At 69.8% G+C, this 18,618-nt stretch carries 14 protein-coding genes, 1 tRNA gene and 1 pseudogene; 8 read left to right on the top strand and 8 right to left on the bottom strand.

Annotated elements, in window-relative coordinates; translation table 11 throughout:
• Positions 1-146: 146 nt before the first annotated feature.
• From FL311_RS05305 to FL311_RS05295, 3 genes and pseudogenes are all read right to left on the bottom strand, one after another.
• Positions 147-508 (bottom strand): annotated as a pseudogene (locus tag FL311_RS05305) (transposase); the annotation flags it as partial.
• Between the two features lie 182 nt (positions 509-690).
• Positions 691-789, bottom strand: a tRNA-Sec gene (locus tag FL311_RS05300).
• 33 nt (positions 790-822) lie between these two features.
• On the bottom strand, positions 823-1,461 hold the full coding sequence (locus FL311_RS05295) for a TetR/AcrR family transcriptional regulator (protein WP_141323851.1): 639 nt from the start codon (positions 1,459-1,461) through the stop codon (positions 823-825).
• Between the two features lie 106 nt (positions 1,462-1,567).
• Between FL311_RS05295 and FL311_RS05290 the strand changes: the two genes are divergently transcribed.
• Positions 1,568-2,572, top strand: a complete 1,005-nt coding sequence (locus tag FL311_RS05290; RefSeq protein ID WP_141323850.1) for an SDR family oxidoreductase — start codon at positions 1,568-1,570, stop codon at positions 2,570-2,572.
• Here the strand turns inward: FL311_RS05290 and FL311_RS05285 are convergent.
• Positions 2,526-3,599, bottom strand: a complete 1,074-nt coding sequence (locus tag FL311_RS05285; RefSeq protein WP_141323849.1) for a metallopeptidase family protein — start codon at positions 3,597-3,599, stop codon at positions 2,526-2,528. The genes FL311_RS05290 and FL311_RS05285 overlap by 47 nt on opposite strands.
• Before the next feature lie 90 nt (positions 3,600-3,689).
• Here FL311_RS05285 and FL311_RS05280 point away from each other — a divergent pair, with 90 nt between their 5' ends.
• Both FL311_RS05280 and groL read left to right on the top strand, forming a co-directional pair.
• Positions 3,690-4,046, top strand: a complete 357-nt coding sequence (locus FL311_RS05280; RefSeq protein ID WP_074955215.1) for a response regulator — start codon at positions 3,690-3,692, stop codon at positions 4,044-4,046.
• A gap of 168 nt (positions 4,047-4,214) precedes the next feature.
• Positions 4,215-5,858 (top strand): chaperonin GroEL, encoded by a 1,644-nt coding sequence (gene groL, locus FL311_RS05275; RefSeq protein ID WP_141323848.1) that lies wholly within the window; start codon positions 4,215-4,217, stop codon positions 5,856-5,858.
• Between the two features lie 224 nt (positions 5,859-6,082).
• Here groL and sinM read toward each other — a convergent pair whose 3' ends face one another.
• Both sinM and sinK read right to left on the bottom strand, forming a co-directional pair.
• Entirely contained in the window at positions 6,083-7,261 is a 1,179-nt protein-coding gene (gene sinM, locus FL311_RS05270) for a signal integration modulator SinM (protein ID WP_141323847.1), read from the bottom strand.
• Entirely contained in the window at positions 7,258-8,769 is a 1,512-nt protein-coding gene (gene sinK / locus FL311_RS05265) for a hybrid histidine protein kinase/response regulator SinK (protein WP_153882667.1), read from the bottom strand. Before sinK ends, sinM begins: the two co-directional genes overlap by 4 nt.
• Before the next feature lie 153 nt (positions 8,770-8,922).
• Between sinK and FL311_RS05260 the strand changes: the two genes are divergently transcribed.
• The gene (locus FL311_RS05260; RefSeq protein WP_046714599.1) at positions 8,923-9,318 is read left to right on the top strand and encodes a demethoxyubiquinone hydroxylase family protein; all 396 of its coding nucleotides are present in this window, start codon (positions 8,923-8,925) and stop codon (positions 9,316-9,318) included.
• Between the two features lie 14 nt (positions 9,319-9,332).
• Here the strand turns inward: FL311_RS05260 and FL311_RS05255 are convergent, their stop codons facing one another.
• Positions 9,333-10,709, bottom strand: coding sequence for a diguanylate cyclase (locus FL311_RS05255; protein WP_141323845.1), 1,377 nt, complete (start codon positions 10,707-10,709; stop codon positions 9,333-9,335).
• A 50-nt stretch (positions 10,710-10,759) separates the two neighbouring features.
• Between FL311_RS05255 and FL311_RS05250 the strand changes: the two genes are divergently transcribed.
• The 4 genes from FL311_RS05250 to nadC all read left to right on the top strand — a co-directional run bounded on the left by FL311_RS05250 (position 10,760) and on the right by nadC (position 17,835).
• Positions 10,760-11,575, top strand: coding sequence for a chemotaxis protein CheW (locus FL311_RS05250; protein WP_141323844.1), 816 nt, complete (start codon positions 10,760-10,762; stop codon positions 11,573-11,575).
• A 117-nt stretch (positions 11,576-11,692) separates the two neighbouring features.
• On the top strand, positions 11,693-12,976 hold the full coding sequence (locus tag FL311_RS05245) for a PleD family two-component system response regulator (RefSeq protein WP_141323843.1): 1,284 nt from the start codon (positions 11,693-11,695) through the stop codon (positions 12,974-12,976).
• A gap of 63 nt (positions 12,977-13,039) precedes the next feature.
• Positions 13,040-16,942: a valine--tRNA ligase gene (locus FL311_RS05240; RefSeq protein WP_141323842.1), complete on the top strand. Its 3,903-nt coding sequence runs from the start codon at positions 13,040-13,042 to the stop codon at positions 16,940-16,942.
• Positions 16,943-16,953: 11 nt separating this feature from the next.
• Complete coding sequence (gene nadC / locus FL311_RS05235) at positions 16,954-17,835, top strand: carboxylating nicotinate-nucleotide diphosphorylase (protein WP_174816738.1); 882 nt, start codon at positions 16,954-16,956, stop codon at positions 17,833-17,835.
• Positions 17,836-17,838: 3 nt separating this feature from the next.
• Here the strand turns inward: nadC and FL311_RS05230 are convergent, their stop codons facing one another.
• Positions 17,839-18,543, bottom strand: a complete 705-nt coding sequence (locus FL311_RS05230; RefSeq protein WP_228556681.1) for a YafY family protein — start codon at positions 18,541-18,543, stop codon at positions 17,839-17,841.
• Positions 18,544-18,618: the final 75 nt, after the last annotated feature.

The raw sequence follows: 18,618 nt of genomic DNA, 5'->3' as shown, positions 1-18,618 counted from the left end.
TCGATTCGCAAGGCCGAGAGTTTGACCAGCGGGAAGAAGGCGGCGAAGTAGCCCCCACCAGCGTCGTCATCCGGTGTTCGGCATGCTCCGGAATGGGTGTTCGGCTTGGACCGGACTCAGTGATCGGCATGGCCGGAATACGCACCCAGTGCCCGACACATCGTCGACACCGCATGCTCGGCCTGGTTCTCGCTCACGAATCGGAACGCTTCTTGGGCGTCCCGACGCCTTCCTGTGCGAACCAGGCCGCGGCTTTTGAGAGGATGTCACGCTCCTCGCGCAGCACCTTCACCTCGCGCCGCAAGCGGGCCAGTTCCTGCTTCTCGTCCGACGTCAGCCCATCCTGTCGCGTGCCCTCGTCCAGTTCGCTCTGGCGTACCCAGTTGCGCACCGTCGTGTCAGTGACGTGGAACTCCTCGGCCAGGCTGCTCGTCGTCCGTCCCGCCTTCGCCAACTCGACGATTCGCGCTCGGAACTCCGGCGGGTATGGGGGCTTCGGTTTCGGCATCGTTGGGTCCTTCTCCCACAGTTGAATGGACTCAACGAACCCGACGCAACTCCACGGTGACGCTGTCCGCCCGAAGTGTGTACGCAATTTGTACGTAACCGACTGAACGCCCGAGTACCCGTCCGAACGGTTCGGGCCTCGCCGCGAACCACGTCAACTACTCAGAATCAGAGGGAAAAAGGTGGCGGTAGGGCATGAGAATCGAACTCACCAGGGACGCCTCTCAGCGCCCCTCACCGGTTTTGAAGACCGGGCCGGCCACCAGGTCCGGAGGCCCTACCGCCTCTGATTAGTGCCGGCGACCCCCGCACCCGTCAACGCGCCCGTGCACCCCGCGCCGGCTTCGGCCCCGGCAGCCCGTGCACAATCGTCTCCAGCAGCGTGTCCCCCAGCATCTCCGCCGTCGTCTCCTTGAACGCGGCGCACGTCAGCTTGAGGCTCACAATCCCGTGCAGCCCCGCCCACAGCATCTCCGCGAGCCTCGCGGGCTGGGCCTCCGGCGCCAGTCTCCCAGCGGCCTGCAGGTCCACGAACACGCTCGCCAACAAGCCAAATGAGCGCGGCCCCGCTCCGTCCGGCGTGCCCTGGAACAGCTCCGCCGACAGCTTGGGGTCCTCCATGAAGATGAGCCGGTAGGTCTCCGGATGCTCCTGGCCGAACGCCACATAGGCCGCGGCCATCACCTTCAGCCTCGCCAGCGGCTCGGGCTCCACCGCCGCGGGCTCCAACTTCGCCAGGAACTCCTCGAACCCCCGGATGCTCAGCTCCCGGGCAATCGCCTCCCGGTTCTCGAAGTGCAGGTACAGTGTCGCCGGCGCGTACTCCACCGCGTCCGCCAGCTTGCGCATCGACAGCGCCGCGAACCCCTCCTTCACCACCATCTCTCGCGCCACCCGCAGGATGTGCTCCCGCAACTCCGCCCGCTGGCGCTCCTTCCGCTCCGTAATCCCCATACCCACCACCCTAGGACTTGATCTCCCGAACGACCACCACTAAATGAACGGTGTTCAATGAACGGTGTTCACAAAATCTCCGCTGTTCGTGCGCAAGGAGTCCGACATGGCAGGCAAGGTGGCGTTGTTCGGAGCGTCCGGAGTCATCGGCCAGAGCGTGGCCAACGCGTTGAAGGCCGAGGGACGGCCCTACCGGGTGGTCGGCCGCTCCAGGGGCTCACTCGAATCCGAGTTCGGCGCGGACCCGCTCGCCGAAGTCGTGACGTGGAACCCGGATGACCCGGCCTCCGTCAGGGACGCCGCCCGGGGCGTGGACACCCTCATCTACATGGTGGGCGTCAATTACTGGCAGTTCCACCTGCATCCGCAGGTCATGCGAAAGACGCTCGACGGCGCCATCGCCGAGGGCGTCAAGCACGTGGTCCTCATCGGCACCGTCTATCCCTACGGCCTGCCTCGCACCACGCCCGTGCGCGACGACCACCCGCGCGAGCCCAACTCCTTCAAGGGCCGCATGCGCAAGGAACAGGAGGACCTCCTCCTCGCCGAGCACGCCGCCGGCCGCATCCAGGCCACCATCCTCCGCCTGCCCGACTTCTACGGCCCCCACGTCGAGCGCAGCTTCCTCCACCGCGCCTTCGTCGCCGCCCTCGCCGGCAAGCGCGCCCAGCTCATCGGCCCCATCGGCCGGCCCCACGAGTTCATCTTCGTCCCCGACGTGGGCCCCATCGTCCTCAAGCTCATGGACGAGCCCCGCGCCTACGGCCGCTCCTGGAACCTCGCCGGCGCCGGCGTCACCACCCAGCGACAGATGATCGAAGAGACGTACCGACAGCTCGGCCGCCCCGCCAAGGTCCTCACGATGGGGAAGGGGATGCTGCGCTTCATCGGCCTGTTCGACCCGTTCATGCGCGAGCTGGTGGAGATGCACTACCTGCTCACCACCCCCGTGCTCATGGACGACTCGGAGCTGCGCCACCTGCTCGGGGACGTCCCCAAGACGCCCTACGCCGAGGGAATCCGCCAGACGCTCGCCGCCATGAAGGCGCCGCGCTCGGCCACCGTCAGTCCAGCCCCCGTTGCCACAGGTCGTCCTCGTCCAACCCCATGAGGTGACCGACCTCGTGCATCACGGTGATTCCAATCTGCTCGATGAGCTCCTCGCGCGTCTTCGCGAAGCGCTCCAGGTTCTTCTGGTAGAGCACGATGGACGCGGTGAGGTGGTCATACGCGCTCGTCACGCTGCGCTCGCCCACGGGCGTCCCACGGAACACGCCGAGGATGCTCGGTGACAGGGGAGGGTCCTGCCCCAACAGGTCCTCATCCGACGGGAGGTCCTCCACCGCGATGGTGACGTTGTCCAGGTACTGCTTGGCGTGCTGGGGCAGCGCCTTCACCGCGTCCTCCACCGCGCGGTCGAACTCCGCCTCGCCCAGCGCCACCGGGGGAGGGAACTCCTCGGGCACCAGCGCCTGCGCCCGCGCGAAGCGCTTCTTCGCCTCCTTCTCGTCCCCGCGCCGCTCCGCCATCAGCCCCAGGTAGTGGTGCGCCCACGGCTCGTCCGGCATGTCCTTGAGCACCGCCTCGAAGGCTCCGCGCGCGTCGTCGAAGCGGCACAGCTCGAACAGGGCGATGCCCCGCTCCAGCCTCGCGTCCACCGAGCGCGGCATGTGCCCGAGCGCCGCGTCCAGGCTCACCAGGGCCTGCTCGCACTCGCCCATCTGGTTGAGCCCCATGCCCTCCAAGAGCAGGAACTCGTAGAGCATCTCCACGTCCTGCTCGCGCTGCGCCAGGCGCTTGCCCCGCGCGCACAGCTCCAGGCCCTCCTCCACCGCCTCGCGGTCCTCGCCCGCCCGGCACACCAGGCAGTCCGCGGCGCCCAGCAGGATTTCCAGGTCCTCGGGGGCGGCCTTCAGCGCCAGGCCGAAGGCGCGGCCGGCGTCCTCCAGGCGCCCCAGCTCCGTGAGGGCCGCGGCCCGGTAGTGCAGGGCCTCCGGCAGCTCCGGCGCGTCCGAAAGCAGACCCTCCACCTGTCCCAGGGCGCCCTCGAAATCGCCCGCCTCGAAGGCGTCCGCCACCGCCTCCAACCGCACCCTCGGGTCCCCCGACCCCGATGCCTTCCCGGTCCGCTTCTCCATGGCCCGGCTCATAAGAAGGCCCGCTGTGCGTTGTCAACGACAGGGGCGGCTGTTACGGTTCAGCGCCCTGTTGGTGCGGCATTCCGTCCTGTGAACATCCTTGTCGTCGACGACGATCTCGAGCTGTGCACCTTGCTCTCTCGCTTCCTGGAGATGCATGGGTACACCGTGTACTCGGCGTCCGACGCCCTCCAGGCGCTCGACATCATGGAGCGCAACGAGGTGGGCATGGTCATCACGGACTACATCATGCCCCACCTGGATGGCATCGCCTTCACGGAGATGCTCAAGGCCGACCCCCGCTTCCAGGCCATCCCGGTGCTCCTCATGACGGCCAGCACCGACGGCAACGTCACCGAGAAGGGCCTGCGCAAGGGCGTGGCCCTCACCCTCAACAAGCCCCTGGACATGGGTCAGCTTTTGACCCTGGTGCGCTTCGCCGAGTAGTCCCGGCCGCCCCTGTCCCAAGGACGTGGCGGGCCGTCCGCTCGCCCACACGTCCGCCCTTCTCGGTTGACATCGTTGCCCCGCCCCTTATGTTGGCGCTCGCCAGGGCCGAGTGCTAACGGCCTGCGTTGTACCCACAAAAATTCCAAGTAACTTCAGGAGGTTGCGATGGCAGCGAAGGAGATTTTCTTCCACCAGTCCGCCCGTGAGGCCATCCTGCGCGGCGTTCGTACGCTGGCGGATGCGGTCGCGGTGACGCTGGGTCCCAAGGGCCGCAACGTGGTCATCGAGAAGAGCTTCGGCTCGCCCACGGTCACCAAGGACGGCGTCACCGTCGCCAAGGAGATCGATCTCGAGAACAAGTTCGAGAACATGGGCGCGCAGATGGTGAAGGAGGTCGCGTCGAAGACCTCCGACAAGGCGGGCGACGGCACGACGACGGCGACGGTGCTCGCGCGCGCCATCTACGAGGAGGGCCTGAAGCTGGTGGCCGCGGGCCACAGCCCGATGGACCTCAAGCGCGGCATCGACAAGGCCGTCGAGGTGGTGGTGGAGGAGCTCAAGAAGATCTCCAAGCCCACGTCCGACAAGAAGGCCATTGCCCAGGTGGGCACCATCTCCGCGAACGGGGATGAGACCATCGGCACCATCATCGCGGACGCGATGGAGAAGGTGGGCAAGGAGGGCGTCATCACCGTCGAGGAGGCCAAGGGCCTCGAGACGACGCTCGACGTCGTGGAGGGCATGCAGTTCGACCGCGGCTACGTCTCGCCGTACTTCGTGACGAACCGCGAGCGCATGGAGGTCGTGGTCGACGACCCCTACATCCTCATCAGCGAGAAGAAGATCTCCTCGATGCAGGACATGATTCCCATCCTCGAGCAGGTCGCGCGCTCCGGCAAGCCCCTGCTCATCATCGCGGACGACATCGAGGGCGAGGCGCTGGCCACGCTCGTGGTGAACAAGATCCGCGGCGTGCTGAACGTGGCGGCGGTGAAGGCGCCGGGCTTCGGTGACCGTCGCAAGGAGATGCTCAAGGACATCGCCACGCTGACGGGCGGCATGGTGGTGAGCGAGGAGCTGGGTCACACGTACGAGAAGCTGACGCTCGCCGAGCTGGGCCGCGCCAAGCGCATCACGGTGGACAAGGACAACACCACCATCGTCGACGGCAACGGCAAGAAGGAGGAGATCGAGGGTCGCATCAAGCTCATCCGCGGGCAGATCGAGGCCGTGACGAGCGACTACGACCGCGAGAAGCTCCAGGAGCGCCTGGCGAAGCTGGTGGGCGGCGTGGCCGTCATCAACGTCGGCGCGGCGACCGAAGTGGAGATGAAGGAGAAGAAGGCCCGCGTCGAGGACGCGCTGCACGCGACCCGCGCGGCCGTCGAGGAGGGCATCGTCCCGGGCGGCGGCGTGGCGTACCTGCGCACGCTGGCGGCGCTGGAGGCGCTCAAGCCGGGCGGTGAGCAGAACTTCGGCGTGGAGATCATCCGCCGCGCGCTCCAGGAGCCGCTGCGGAAGATCGCCAGCAACGCGGGCGTCGAGGGCGCCGTGGTCATCAACAAGGTGCGCGAGGGCAAGGGCGCGTTCGGCTACAACGCCCGCACGGACACCTACGAGGACCTGGAGAAGGCCGGCGTCATCGACCCGACGAAGGTGGAGCGCACCGCGCTGCAGAACGCCGCCTCCGTCGCCTCGCTGCTCTTGACCACCGAGGCCATGGTGGCCGAGCGTCCGAAGGGCAAGTCCAAGGGCGGCGGCGCTGGCGGCGGCATGCCGGACTACGGCGGCGACGACATGGAGTACTGAGCCACGCTCCGCGCCCCGGGCTCCACGCTCGGGGGGGCGGTGGGTGAGCCGGCCTCGGCCCCGGTTGCCTCGTGTGAGGCACCGGGGCCGTTGTCTTTGGGTGGGGCAGGGGACGTGCGTCCAGGTGCCCACGGGCTCACGATGAGGGCGGGGCCGACGCGCGTCAGGGCTCGTGGTCCGCCGGGCCTCGGCGGCGGCTGGGAGCGACGCGAGGCCTGGACGTGTCAGGGCACCCGGCCGACCGCGCCCCCGGTGCCGCTCTCCTGTGAGGTGAAGAGCAGCGTGTCTCCGTCCACGATGAGTCCACCGGGGCCCGTGCCCACGGGGCCCACGGAATCCGTGGTGTTCGCCGGGCATCCGCGCACCCGGCGCAGGAAGCCCGCGTCACCGGCCACGGACTCCTTGAAGTACACCGCTCCGTGCAGTTCGACGGGGAAGAGGGGACCCTGCAGCCCGTCCGCGAGCACGCGTGCCTCACCACCGGCTCTCGGCAGCGCGAGGACACGGCCCGTGCCGCCGCCTCCCTCGGTGATGAGGAAGCGCGAGGGCGTCAGCTCCAGCGAAGTGCCCGAGGAGATGCTCGCATTCACGCGCTCTGCTGGAGTCTCCAGGTCCAACGGGACGCGGTAGAGACCCGGCTCCGTGTTCCCCGTCACGAGGAACCACACGTCCGTGCCGTCGATGCGCGCACCACGGACCTGGGTGCCGGCGGGGCCCTCGTAGAGCACCAGTGACGAGGAGGCGCTCCCCGTCGCGTCCACCCGCACGAGCCGCCGTGCTCCCGTCGCCACCACGACGTAGTCACGCCCGGCCAACCGTCCGAGGAGGACGTCCGTCCCGCTGGAGATGACATCCGGCACCGAGGCCTCGATGGGCACCGTGCCGCGCGCGCCCGTGGCCTTGTCCACGCGCCACAGTCCCGTCTGGTCCAACACGAAGAGGAACTGCGCGTTCACGGCGATGGCGTTGGGGGCAATGAAGCCCTTCGCCACCGTCGCCACATCGCCTCCCGACCTGGGGACCCGGAGAATCTGCCCGTTGCCCTCTGTCTGGCTCGGGCGCAGCGAGTGAGACTCGGAGATGTAGATGTCAGTCGCGTCCACCGCGAGCCTGCGCGGATTGTTCAGCCCGGGAACGAGCAGGGATTCGCGCACCGAGGCAGGGGGCTCGCAGCTCCCCGCGTCCTCCTCGCCAGAGCCCGCATCCGGCGAGCCGGTGCCGCCGTCTCCCGTCGAGCCGCCGTCATCGGCGCCCGTTCCACCATCGTCGTCGGAACCCGCATCGCTTCCCGCATCCGAGCCCGAGTCCACGGGCCCGCTCGCGTCCGGTTCGCCCTGCACCGGGGGCTTGTCCGAGGAACACGCCACACCCAGCAACAGGACGGACAGGAGCGCGAGTCTCATGGGACGCCTTTCTTGAACGCGCGGCTCAGCTCACGGCTGAGCGCCGTGGTGTCGGACAACAGCTTCGGCAGGCACGCCGCGGCTCCCGCGCGCAGCGACTCCAGCGCCGTCTCCATCGTCAGGTGCTCGGCGAGCACCACGAAGGGCGCGCCCTGCGCCAGCGCCTTGCCCAGCTCCAGCGCCTTGCGCCCATACGCCGGCGAGAAGTCCCAGCTCACCACCACGCCCGCGGGCTGCTCCAACGCGATGAGCTCCGACGTCGGGAGGATGCGTGCCTCCAGCCCCACCAGCTCCAGCGCCTCGGCGATCTGCGCCGCCGTGGTGGGGTTGTCCTCGAGCACGTCCACCCGCTTCACCTGCGTCGCGGTCCCAGGCTGGGCCGGGGGCGCCGCGAGCGTCGCGCGCAGCAGGTTGCGCACCTCGCGGATGTCGTCGAAGGGCTTGAGCAGGTAGTCCACCACGCCCAGCTCCAGCGCCTGCTGCGTCGTCACCAGCGACGGATAGCCCGTCATCAAAATCACCCGCGACGTCGCGGACAGCCGCCGCGCCTGCTGCGCCAGCTCCAGCCCCGACAGGCCCGGCAGGTTCTTGTCCGTGACGATGAGGTCCACCGGCGCCTCGCGCAGCAGGTCCAGCGCCTCCTCTCCGCTCGCGGCCTCGATGACCTCGCACTCCTTGCTCATCAGGTCGCGGAACACCATGCGGATGATGGTCTCGTCATCCACCACCAGCAGTCGCTTTCGCCGCCCGGGCGCGGCCTCGGTGGCGGGGAAGAGCACCCGGAACACCGTCGCTGGCGGCGGCACGTCCCGAATCGCGCCCTGCGGCGCCAGGTCGATGCGCGCGTGGTGCTCCTGCGCGATGCGCCGACACACCGACAACCCCAGCCCCGTGCCCCGCTTGCTGGCGGTGACGTACGGCTCGAAGATGCGCTCCTTGAGCTCGTCGGGGATGCCCGGACCCCAGTCCGCCACGTACAGCACCGGCGCCGAGCCCTCGCGCGTGAGCACCACCTTCACCCGCCCGCGCCCCGACATTGCGTCGCGCGCGTTGTTGAGCAGGTTCAGCGTGAGCTGCTCGATGAGCCGCGCGTTGCCCTGCGCGAAGATGTCCTCGGGCGCCTCGACCTCCAGCGAGATTCGCGCCGAGTCCGGGTTGACGCTGAAGAGCCTCGCGGCGGCCCAGATGGGCGCGGCCAGCGACAGGCGCTGCTGCGGCGCGGGCCGCTCGCTCGCCAGGCGGATGTAGTCGGAGACGATCTGCTCCATCCGCTCCACCTGCGACATGAGCAGCCGCAAGGGGCCCGTGGGACCACGGTCCTCGGCGAGCAGCTGGGCATACGCCTTCACGCCGAGCAGCGGCTGCCGCAGCTCGTGCAGCACCTCGGCGGCGAGCTGGGTGGAGTGGAGTCCCGAGCGCTGGAAGGCCGCCGCGGCCGCGCGCGCGGCTGGCAGGTCCCCCGCATCCAGGGCCTGGAGCAGTTGGGCGAGCGGCGCGGGTATCTCCATGTGAGGAGCATGACGGAGGCGGGCGGCTCCACGCAACGCACCAGGAGGGATTCCGTTGACCGACTCCCCGGGGACGCGGATGCTCCGAGCGTTCGCCTCGCGGCCCCAGCCTCCCCTGGACTGGACGCCGCCGCCAGGCCTCGGAGGGCCTCAATGCCGCAGACCGACCCGTTCCATTCGCTCGTGCCCCGGAAGATGACCGACTCCGAGCTGGCGCGCTCCATCCGGCTCAACATCGAGGCGGAGCTGGACGCCATCAACCTCTACGCCGCCCACATCGACGCCACCGACAACGAGGAGGCCAAGGCCGTCCTCCGTCACGTCATGGACGAGGAGCGCGAGCACGCCGCCCTCTTCTGGCAGCTCATCGCCCGGTTGGATCCGGAGCAGGCCCAGCACGCCCAGGAGGCCGTGGAGAAGTTCAAGCTCATCATCTCCGGTGCCCCGCATGAGTCCGTGGAGGCGGTGGGCAAGGAAGGCAAGGGCGGCGCCGAGGCCCCCGAGCCCAGCATCGTCAAGCGCCTCACCGTGGGGAACATGCGGCCCTGAAGCTCTGGTGCCGCTCAGGTGCCGCTGCTCCCCTGGCGCCGCTCGGCCGGGGGGGCCTCCAGGTCCTGCGCGGCCATGTAGACCACGTTCCGGGTGCCGCGCTTGCCGCGGTACATCGCCCGGTCCGACAAATCCAGCAGCGTGGCCTTGTCCCGTGCGTGCTCCGGGAAGCTGGCGACACCGATACACGTGGACAGCTTGAGCGACAGCCCCTCGCGCGCGAGGAACTGGTGCGTCTCCATGGTGCGCCGGATGCGCTCGGCCACCTTGAGCGCGCCGCCCGAGTCGGTGTTGCGCAGGAGCACCACGTACTCGTCGCCGCCGTAGCGCGCCACCACGTCGTGGTCTCTGACGCAGCCCTTCACCACGCGCGCGGTCTCCACCAGGAGCTTGGAGCCGACCAGGTGGCCGTGGTTGTCGTTGATGGACTTGAAGTGGTCCAGGTCCAGGAACAGCAGGCTGAAGGGGCGCTGCGTCTGGAGGGAGGCCTGGACCTCGCGGTCCAGCACCAGGTGCAGGTAGCGCGTGTTGAACAGGCGCGTCAGGTCGTCGACGTACGCCAGGTCCTCCACCGCCGCGAAGCGGTCCAGGTTGCGCAGGGCCAGCGCCCAGTTGCGCACCAGGTAGCTGGCGGCCTCGGCGCCGCCGTCCGTGGCGCGCGCGTCCGAGTAGAAGAGCACCGCGTGCCCCAGCACCGTGTTCGACTCGATGGCCGGGAAGGAGCTCACGCGCTGGAAGGGGACATCCAGCATCTCCGAGTCGCTGGGCGCCTTGCCGTGGAGGAGCTGCTCGCGCAGCCACGCCACCAGCGCCTCCTCGGTGCCCTCGGGGAGCCCCCGCGTGCCTTGGGCGCGCAGGCCCAGGTTGGCGTCGCGCTCCAAGAGGACGATGCCGTTGGCGTGCGCCATGGTCTCCAGCGCGCTGGTGGTGGCGACGGCGAGCTTCTCGCGGTCCAGCGTGGTGGCCAGGCGCTGACCGGCCTCGAGCAGCGCGACATGCCGGCGTAGCGAGGCGTTCTCCTGCATCAGCTCGCGCGTGGTGAGCGCGCGGCGCACCGCGTGCTGGAGGGCTTCGGGCGCGACGGGCTTGACCAGGTACTCCGCCGCGCCGCTCTTGATGGCGCGCACGGCGGGGTCCACCTTGTCCAGGCCGGTGATGACCACCACCTCCACGCCCGGATGTCGCTCCCGCACGTGCCGGAGGACCTCCATGCCGTCGCCACCGGGGAGGATGAGGTCCGTCACCACCGCGTCGAACCGGTCCGCGGCGAGCGCCTGTCGGGCCTCCAGGAACGTGGCCACCGCCGTGACGGTGTGGCCCACGGCCGTGAGGTAGTCGCCGTAGAGGGTGCGGGCGATCTTTTCGTCGTCGACGAGGAGAATGCGCGCCATCTCCCGCATGGCTTAGCACCCCCCATGGAACGCTGCTAGGGTCGCGCCCCGTGTCGCCCTTCGAAAGCGGTCGCCGTCTCTGCTTGCTCGTTGAAGCCGGGGAGACCCGCTATGCCGTGGAAGCCACCTCCGTCATGGAAGTGGCGATGCCCGGTGGCAATGGCAGCAACCTGCGAGGCGTGCTGGAAGTGAAGGACCTGGCGGCGCTGCTCGGCGGCGCGCCGGAGCCGGACGCGGGCATGGTGGTGGTACTGGATGTGAGCCCCACGCTCGCGGTGCGAGTGCGCTCCGTGGTGGAGGTGGCGGACGTGGCGCGCGCGCCGTTCTTCCTGTTGCCGCCGGGGCTGGCGGACTCGCTGGCGCCGTTGAGCCGGGGGGCGGTGCTGCACAAGGACCGGCTGTACCTGGAGCTCATCGCGGAGGCGCTGCCGCACCGGGTAGGCCCCCGCGCGACGCCTGCTCCCCCGCGCCCCGTTCACTGGGCCGAGTCCGTGCCCGAGCGGGCGCTGGTCTTCGAGTCACAGGGGCGGCTGTTCGGCGTCCCCCTGGCCTTCGTGTCCCAGGTGGTGGAGCGGGGCGAGGCTTTCAGCGTCCTGCCCGTGCAGAGCGGGCCGGTCGCCGGTATCTTCCCGCATGCCCAGGTCCTGTGGCCCATCTGTTCGGTTCCGGCACTGCTCGGGACGCCCCCCGCGCCGGAGCCGTTCTTCCTCCTGGCGGAGCTGGCGGGACGTCACGTGGGGCTGACGGCCACGCGGGTGCTCGGAGTGCTGCAGCGCTTCGAGCCGGACGAGACGGCGGGGACCTTCCGGGTGCCCGGGTTGGCGGAGCCGGTGCTGTTCCTCGACCTGCAGCGCATGTTTTCTTGATCGTCCCGGAGCGCGAACCGTAAGCTGCCAGGCTTGATACCGTGCCGTGAAGCAGGTTTTCACGGCCGGATTCCTCAACGAATTCAGGGGGTCCGACGCCCCCGAGGCCCGATACCGATGCCCAAGAATCTGCTGGTCGCCGATGACTCGCTCACCATCCGCAAGGTGATCGGCATGATCTTCGCGACCGAGGACTTTCAGGTGACCGCGGTCGACAACGGGCTGGACGCCATCTCGCGCAGCCGCGAGCTGCGTCCGGACGTCGTCCTGGCCGACGTGATGATGCCGGGCAAGAGCGGCTACGAGGTCTGCGAGGCGCTGAAGAACGACCCGGCCACGCAGGGCATCCCGGTGATGCTGCTGGCGGGCACCTTCGAGGCCTTCGACGAGAACCGCGCTCGCGCGGCCCGCGCCGATGACCACATCACCAAGCCCTTCGAGAGCCAGGTGCTGCTCGACAAGGTGAAGGCGCTGGTCGGCCAGAAGTCCAACACCCTGCCGGCCTCCGTCGCCACGCAGGTGATTCGTCCCTCCGCCACGCCCGTCGCGCCGCAGCCGGCCCCCGCCGCCGCGCCGCCCGTGGCCGCCCGTCCGGGCGTGCCGCCGGCGCCGGGCGTGCGTCCTCCTGGCCCCGGGATGCCGCCGGGCCCTGGCGCTCCGCGTCCTCCGGGTCCGGGCATGCCGCCCGGCATGGCGCGTCCTCCTGGCCCCGGGATGCCGCCGGGGCCTGGCGCTCCGCGTCCTCCGGGTCCGGGCATGCCGCCGGGTCCGGGCATGGCGCGTCCTCCTGGCCCCGGGATGCCGCCGGGCCCTGGCGCTCCGCGCCCTCCGGGTCCGGGCATGCCGCCGGGCGCCGTGGGGCGTCCGGGTGTCCCGCCTCCGCCGGGGGCTCCCGCGCCGGGCATGCCGCCGCGTCCGGGGATGCCTCCGGGTCCTGGTGCTCCGGGCATGGCCGGTCGTCCGGGCGCGCCCGGGCCGGGCATGCCGGGTGGGCTGCCCCGTCCGCCGGGTGCCACGCCGCTGCCTCCCATCGCGGGGGGTGGGGCGACGCAGCCGGCGGCTCGCAACCGGGATCCGTTCGGCCTGGGGGCTCCGGCGGCGCCGGTGGCCGCCCAGCCGGCCATCAGCATCGAGGACTCGCTGCCGGACACCAGCGGCGCCGAGGAGATCTCCCTCGACATCGGTGGCCCGCCGACGGCGCCCGCTCCGGTGGCCCGTCCGGCCGCCACGGCGCGTCCCACATCGTCGGATGGGGGCGAGGCCCTGCTTCGCGAGGCGCTGTCCAAGGCGTCGCGCGAGGTCATCGAGAAGATTGCCTGGGAGGTCGTACCGCAGCTGGCGGAGACCATCATCCGTGAGGAGCTCGAGCGGCTCATCAAGGACCGAGAGACCCAGCACTGAGGCGCCCCGCGCCGTAACCCCTTGACCTTTGCCGGCCCCCCTCAGGGGGGCTGGCCGTCTTCAATGACCGACACGACCGAACTGTCCAAGGCCTACGAGCCCACCGAGGTCGAGGCTCGCCTCTATGCCTTCTGGCTCGAGCGCGACTACTTCCGCGCCGCGGCGACCTCCGACAAGCCCGCCTTCTCCATCGTCCTGCCGCCGCCCAACGTCACGGGCAGCCTGCACATCGGCCACGCGCTTACCGCGACCATCCAGGACATCCTCACGCGCTGGAAGCGGATGAGCGGCTTCAACGCGCTCTGGCTGCCGGGCACGGACCACGCCGGCATCGCCACGCAGATGGTGGTGGAGAAGGAGCTCAAGAAGACCGAGGGCAAGAGCCGCCACGACCTGGGCCGCGAGCAGTTCCTGGAGCGCGTCTGGACGTGGAAGGGCAAGTACGGCGCCCGCATCGGCGAGCAGCACCGCTTCCTGGGCGCGTCGCTGGACTGGAGCCGCGAGCGCTTCACCATGGACGACCAGTCGTCGGCCGCGGTGCGCGAGGTCTTCGTCCGGCTGTACGAAGAGGGCCTGATGTACCGGGCCCAGAAGCTCATCAACTGGTGTCCCTCGTGCCGCACGGCGCTGAGCGACCTGGAGGTTGAGCACGAGGAGAAGAACGGCTCCATCTGGCACATCCGCTATCCCATCAAGGACAGCGAGCGCACGCTCACCGTGGCGACGACGCGCCCGGAGACGATGCTGGGCGACACCGCCGTCGCCATCCACCCCGAGGACGAGCGCTACCTGGGGCTCGCCGGCCAGCAGGTGGTGCTGCCGCTGACGGGCCGCGAGATTCCCATCATCGCGGACGCGGAGCTGGTGGACCCGAAGTTCGGCACCGGCGTGGTGAAGGTCACGCCCGCGCACGACTTCAACGACTACCAGACGGGCCTGCGGCACAAACTGCCGATGCTCACCATCCTGGATGAAGCGGCCCGGATGACGAAGGACACCGGCAAGTACGCCGGCATGGATCGCTTCGAGGCGCGCAAGGCGGTGCTGGCGGACCTGCAGGAGCAGGGGCTCCTGGAGAAGGAGGAGCCGCACAAGCTGAACGTCGGCACCTGCCAGCGCTGCGTCTCCGTCGTGGAGCCGCGCCTGTCGCCGCAGTGGTTCATCAAGATCGAACCCCTGGCGCGTCCGGCCATCGAGGCGGTGGAGCAGGGCCGCACGAAATTCGTCCCCGAGTCGTGGACGAACACGTACTTCCACTGGATGCGCAACATCCACGACTGGTGCGTCAGCCGCCAGCTGTGGTGGGGGCACCAGATTCCCGCGTACTACTGCACGTCGTGCAGCCCTCGTCAGGGTGACGACACCGACCTTCCGTTGGATGCCCCGACGGTGAAGGTGGGCGGCGTGGACTTCGCTCGCGCGGAGCCCATCGTCTCGCGCGGGACGCCGGAGTCGTGTCCCAAGTGCGGCGGCAAGAGCTTCATCCAGGACTCCGACGTGCTGGACACCTGGTTCTCGTCCGCGCTCTGGCCCTTCTCCACGCTGGGCTGGCCGAAGGACACCGCGGAGCTGAAGACCTTCTACCCAACGTCCGTCATGGAGACGGGCCACGACATCATCTTCTTCTGGGTCGCCCGGATGATGATGATGGGCCTGCACTTCATGGGCGATGTGCCCTTCCGCACCGTGTACCTGCACGCGATGGTGCGCGACGAGAAGGGCGAGAAGATGTCCAAGGTGAAGGGGAACGTCATCGATCCCCTGGACGTCATCCTCGGCGCGAAGCCCGAGCAGCTCAACGCGACGCTGAAGAACAAGTTCCCGCAGGGCATGCCCGCGTTCGGCGCGGACGCGCTGCGCTTCACGCTCGCCTCGCTCACCCAGCAGGGCCGCGACATCAAGCTGTCGATGGACCGGCTCGCCGGCTACAAGGCGTTCTGCAACAAGCTGTGGAACGCCAGCCGCTTCGCCCTGATGAACATGGGCGGCGGGTACCAGTACGACGGCCGCTCGCCGAAGGAGCTGCCGCTGACGCTGGCGGACCGGTGGATCCTCTCGCGCCTGCAGCGGGCGACGACGGAGGCCCGCGCGTCGCTGGAGGTCTACGGCTTCGCGGAGGCCGCCTCCACGCTCTACCAGTTCCTCTGGGCGGAGCTGTGCGACTGGTACATCGAGCTGTCGAAGCCGTCGCTGTACGGCGATGATGCGACGGCGAAGGACACCACGCGCGCGGTGCTGGTGTATGCGTTGGACCGCGTGCTGCGGCTGATGCACCCGTTCATGCCCTTCATCACCGAGGAGATCTGGCAGAAGCTGCCGATGTCCCGGCCGACGGAGAGCATCATGATCGCCTCCTACCCGGAGCCGGACGCGGCGCTGGTGGACGAGGCGGCCGAGTCGGAGATGGCGCCGGTCATCGCGGCCATCGAGGGCCTGCGCACCATCCGCGGTGAGAGCAACCTGTCGCCGGCCACCAAGCTGAAGGCCGTGGTGCAGAGCCCGGATGCGCGCACGCGCGAGCTGCTCGAGCGGTGGCGGGGCTACCTGCTGCCCCTGGCCGGCCTGTCCGACGTCCAGGTGGGCCCGCCGGGCGCCAAGCCTCCCCAGGCCGCGGCCTTCGTGGCGACGAACCTGGAGATCTACGTTCCGCTGGCCGGGCTCATCGACCTGGACGCGGAGCGGGACCGGCTGCGCAAGGAGATCGCCCGCGCCGAGCAGGAAGCGGCCAGCGTCCTGCGCAAGCTCGACAACCCCAACTTCGTGGCCAAGGCGCCTCCGGACGTGGTGGAGAAGGACCGCGCCCGCGTGGAGGAGTTGAAGGAGCGCAAGGCCAAGCTCGAAGATCACCTGCAGCGGATTGCCCCGGAGCCCTCCATGCCCGAGAACCTGCCGTCCGAGAGCACCACGCGTCCTGACGAGGAGAGTGCCTCCCCCTCCGAGCCGGCCCAGGTGAAGGTCGCCCCGTCGAAGGAAGAGACGGGCGGCGTCGACCTGGGCCAGGAGCTGAAGGGTGAGATGGGAGGGGACGAGGGCCAGGGGCCCCAGACGGACCCCCAGGTCCAGGACGCGCTCGCGAAGCTGCGCGAGGGGACGAAGGAGGGGCTGTCTCCCTCCGACCACCACGACCTGGGCGTCGCGTACATGAGCATGGGGCTCGTGGACGACGCGATGCGCGAGTTCGGCAAGGCGAAGGAGGGCGGCGATGGCCGCGAGGCTCCCGCCGATGCTCCCAAGGCCGAGAAGAAGCCCAAGAAGGCCAAGGCGCAGGCCGACGACGGGGCCCCCAGCGCGACGACGTTCCCGCCCCCGACTGAGGCTCCGGCCCCTGTCGCCAAGGCGGCTCCGGCGAAGAAGCCCGCCGCGCCCAAGCCCACGCCTCCGGGTGGGGTGACCGCGAAGAAGGCCGGCGCGGACGTGGCGCCTCCGGGCGCGGAGTTCGAGGTGAAGGCCCCGACGAAGAAGGCTCCCGCGAAGCCCGCGGACTCGGCTCCGGCGAAGAAGGCCGGCGCGAAGTCGGCGGGCAAGGCACCGGCCAAGAAGGCTGGCGCGAAGTCCACGGGCAAGGCCGCTGCGAAGAAGGCCGGCGCGAAGTCCACGGGCAAGGCCGCTGCGAAGAAGGCCGGCGCGAAGTCCACGGGCAAGGCCGCTGCGAAGAAGGCCGGCGCGAAGTCGGCGGGCAAGGCTCCGGCCAAGAAGGCTGGCGCGAAGTCCGCGGGCAAGGCCGCCGCGAAGAAAGGCGCCACGGCGAAGAAGGCCACGGGCAAGGCCGCCGCGAAGAAGGGCGTCTTGAAGAAGTCCGCGGGAAAGGCCGCGAAGAAGGGCGCAGCGGCGAAGAAGGCCCCCGCGAAGTCGGCGGGCAAGAAGACGGGTGGCAAGGCCACCGCGAAGAAGGCTTCCGCCCGGAAGGCGGCGGCCAAGAAGGTCACCCGGGCGAAGCCCTCGGCACGGGCGAAGGCCCGGCGGTAGCAGGAGGAGACGTGCAGCAGGATTACCTGGATCGGCTCATCGACCTCGCCCTCGACGAAGACCTGGGGGCGGCGGGAGACGTCACCTCGCAAGCGCTCATCCCTCCCGACGCGGAGGGAAGCGCTGAGCTGGTCGCCAAGGAGCAGTTGGTCCTCGCGGGGCTGGAGGCCTTCACGCGCGTCTTCCACAAGGTCGACCCGGACGTCGAGGTGGAGCTGGTCCGCCAGGACGGCCAGGAGATCAAACCCAAGGTCGTGGCCGCCCGATGTCACGGGCGGCTGCGCTCCCTGCTCGCCGCCGAGCGCACCGCGCTCAACCTCGTGCAGCGCGCCGCCGGCATCGCCACCCTGGCTCAGCAGGCGATGACGTCGGTGCGTGGCTCGAAGATGCAGGTGCTGGACACGCGCAAGACGCCGCCGGGCATGCGCGTGCTGGCCAAGGACGCCGTCCGCATGGGCGGCGCCACCAACCACCGCTTCGGCCTCTTCGATGGCGTCCTCATCAAGGACAACCACATCGCGGCGGTGGGCGGCTCCATCTCCGAGGCGCTCAAGCGCGCCAAGGCCAATGGCCCGCGCCTGTGCAAGATTGAAATCGAGGTCACCAACCTCAAGCAGCTCGCGGAGGCCCTGGAGGGTGGGGCGGACGTGGTGATGCTCGACAACATGGACGACGCGCAGATTCGCGAGGCCGTGAAGCTCGCGGGGGGCCGCGTGCCTCTCGAGGTCTCCGGCGGCGTCACGCTGGACCGGCTGCCCCGGCTGGCGAAGATGGGCGTGGACTTCGTCTCCATGGGCGCGCTGACGCACTCGGCGCGGGCCATGGACCTGTCGCTGGAGATCACCAGCACCAAGAAGCCGCGTCGTCCGCGCGCGACGCCCACGCAGGGCTGAGCGTCACTGCTTCGGGCCCTTGCCTTTCTGGGCGAGGGCCTGGGCCTGCAGCCCCTCCATGTCTGGCGTGAAGTGGCGCCCGGGCACGCGGCGGGGCCGCTGGATGCGGTCCATCCGGAACATCCGCGCCGCGGACTTCTCCACGTCGCGCGCGAGCACGTACCAGACGGGCGCCTCGACGAGCAGCCCGTGCGGCTCGACGCACCGGCGGCTCTTCTTCCCATGCCGGTCCACGTAGTCGAAGGACAGGCACACCTGCTCACGGAAGGCCTGCTCGAACACGGCGAGCAGCTCCCGGGGCGGAGTCCCCAGCTCCGCCAGCACCCGCTCCGTCGCGGGCTTCCCCACCACCACGCGCCGGCAGAGCTCTCGCATGCCGCGTGCGCGCTCCTTCGGCACGCTGGCGAAGAGCTTGTCGAGCCCCGAGCGCGCCGCGTCCCCCCACGGCAGCGCGCTCCCCGTCGAGGACAGGCTCGCCATCAGCCACAGCGAGACGACCTCCTCCACGGACAGGTGGACGGCGGTGACGCCCCTGTCCCTTTCCAGGCGCACGCCACCTCCAGGGCCCGTGTCGCTGGCGATGGGCAGGCCCTGCTCACGCAGCGTCGCGAGGTCCCGGTGGACGGTGCGCTCGCTCACCTCCAGCGCGGAGGCAATCTCCCCCACGGTGGTGGCCTCGCGCCCCCGCAGGAAGTCCACCAGACGCATCACTCGGCTGACTCGTGTCATTTGATGACAGATTCTGACAGGGATGGGGCGTACTCAAGGATTCATGGCGCGGCT

The organism is Myxococcus sp. AB025B (assembly GCF_006518215.1).
GTDB lineage: Bacteria > Myxococcota > Myxococcia > Myxococcales > Myxococcaceae > Myxococcus > Myxococcus fulvus.
The sequence above is the reverse complement of the archived record's forward strand: the minus strand, read 5'-3'. Positions and strand labels throughout refer to the sequence as shown.

What these genes read in the sequence shown, in the direction of transcription:
- FL311_RS05295 (WP_141323851.1), bottom strand. Translation starts at nt 1,461, where the DNA reads ATGGGGATTACGGAGCGGAAGGAGCGCCAGCGGGCGGAGTTGCGGGAG.
- FL311_RS05290 (WP_141323850.1), top strand. Translation starts at nt 1,568, where the DNA reads ATGGCAGGCAAGGTGGCGTTGTTCGGAGCGTCCGGAGTCATCGGCCAG.
- FL311_RS05285 (WP_141323849.1), bottom strand. Translation starts at nt 3,599, where the DNA reads ATGGAGAAGCGGACCGGGAAGGCATCGGGGTCGGGGGACCCGAGGGTG.
- groL (WP_141323848.1), top strand. Translation starts at nt 4,215, where the DNA reads ATGGCAGCGAAGGAGATTTTCTTCCACCAGTCCGCCCGTGAGGCCATC.
- sinM (WP_141323847.1), bottom strand. Translation starts at nt 7,261, where the DNA reads ATGAGACTCGCGCTCCTGTCCGTCCTGTTGCTGGGTGTGGCGTGTTCC.
- sinK (WP_153882667.1), bottom strand. Translation starts at nt 8,769, where the DNA reads ATGGAGATACCCGCGCCGCTCGCCCAACTGCTCCAGGCCCTGGATGCG.
- FL311_RS05260 (WP_046714599.1), top strand. Translation starts at nt 8,923, where the DNA reads ATGCCGCAGACCGACCCGTTCCATTCGCTCGTGCCCCGGAAGATGACC.
- FL311_RS05255 (WP_141323845.1), bottom strand. Translation starts at nt 10,709, where the DNA reads ATGGCGCGCATTCTCCTCGTCGACGACGAAAAGATCGCCCGCACCCTC.
- FL311_RS05245 (WP_141323843.1), top strand. Translation starts at nt 11,693, where the DNA reads ATGCCCAAGAATCTGCTGGTCGCCGATGACTCGCTCACCATCCGCAAG.
- FL311_RS05240 (WP_141323842.1), top strand. Translation starts at nt 13,040, where the DNA reads ATGACCGACACGACCGAACTGTCCAAGGCCTACGAGCCCACCGAGGTC.
- FL311_RS05230 (WP_228556681.1), bottom strand. Translation starts at nt 18,543, where the DNA reads ATGCGTCTGGTGGACTTCCTGCGGGGGCGCGAGGCCACCACCGTGGGG.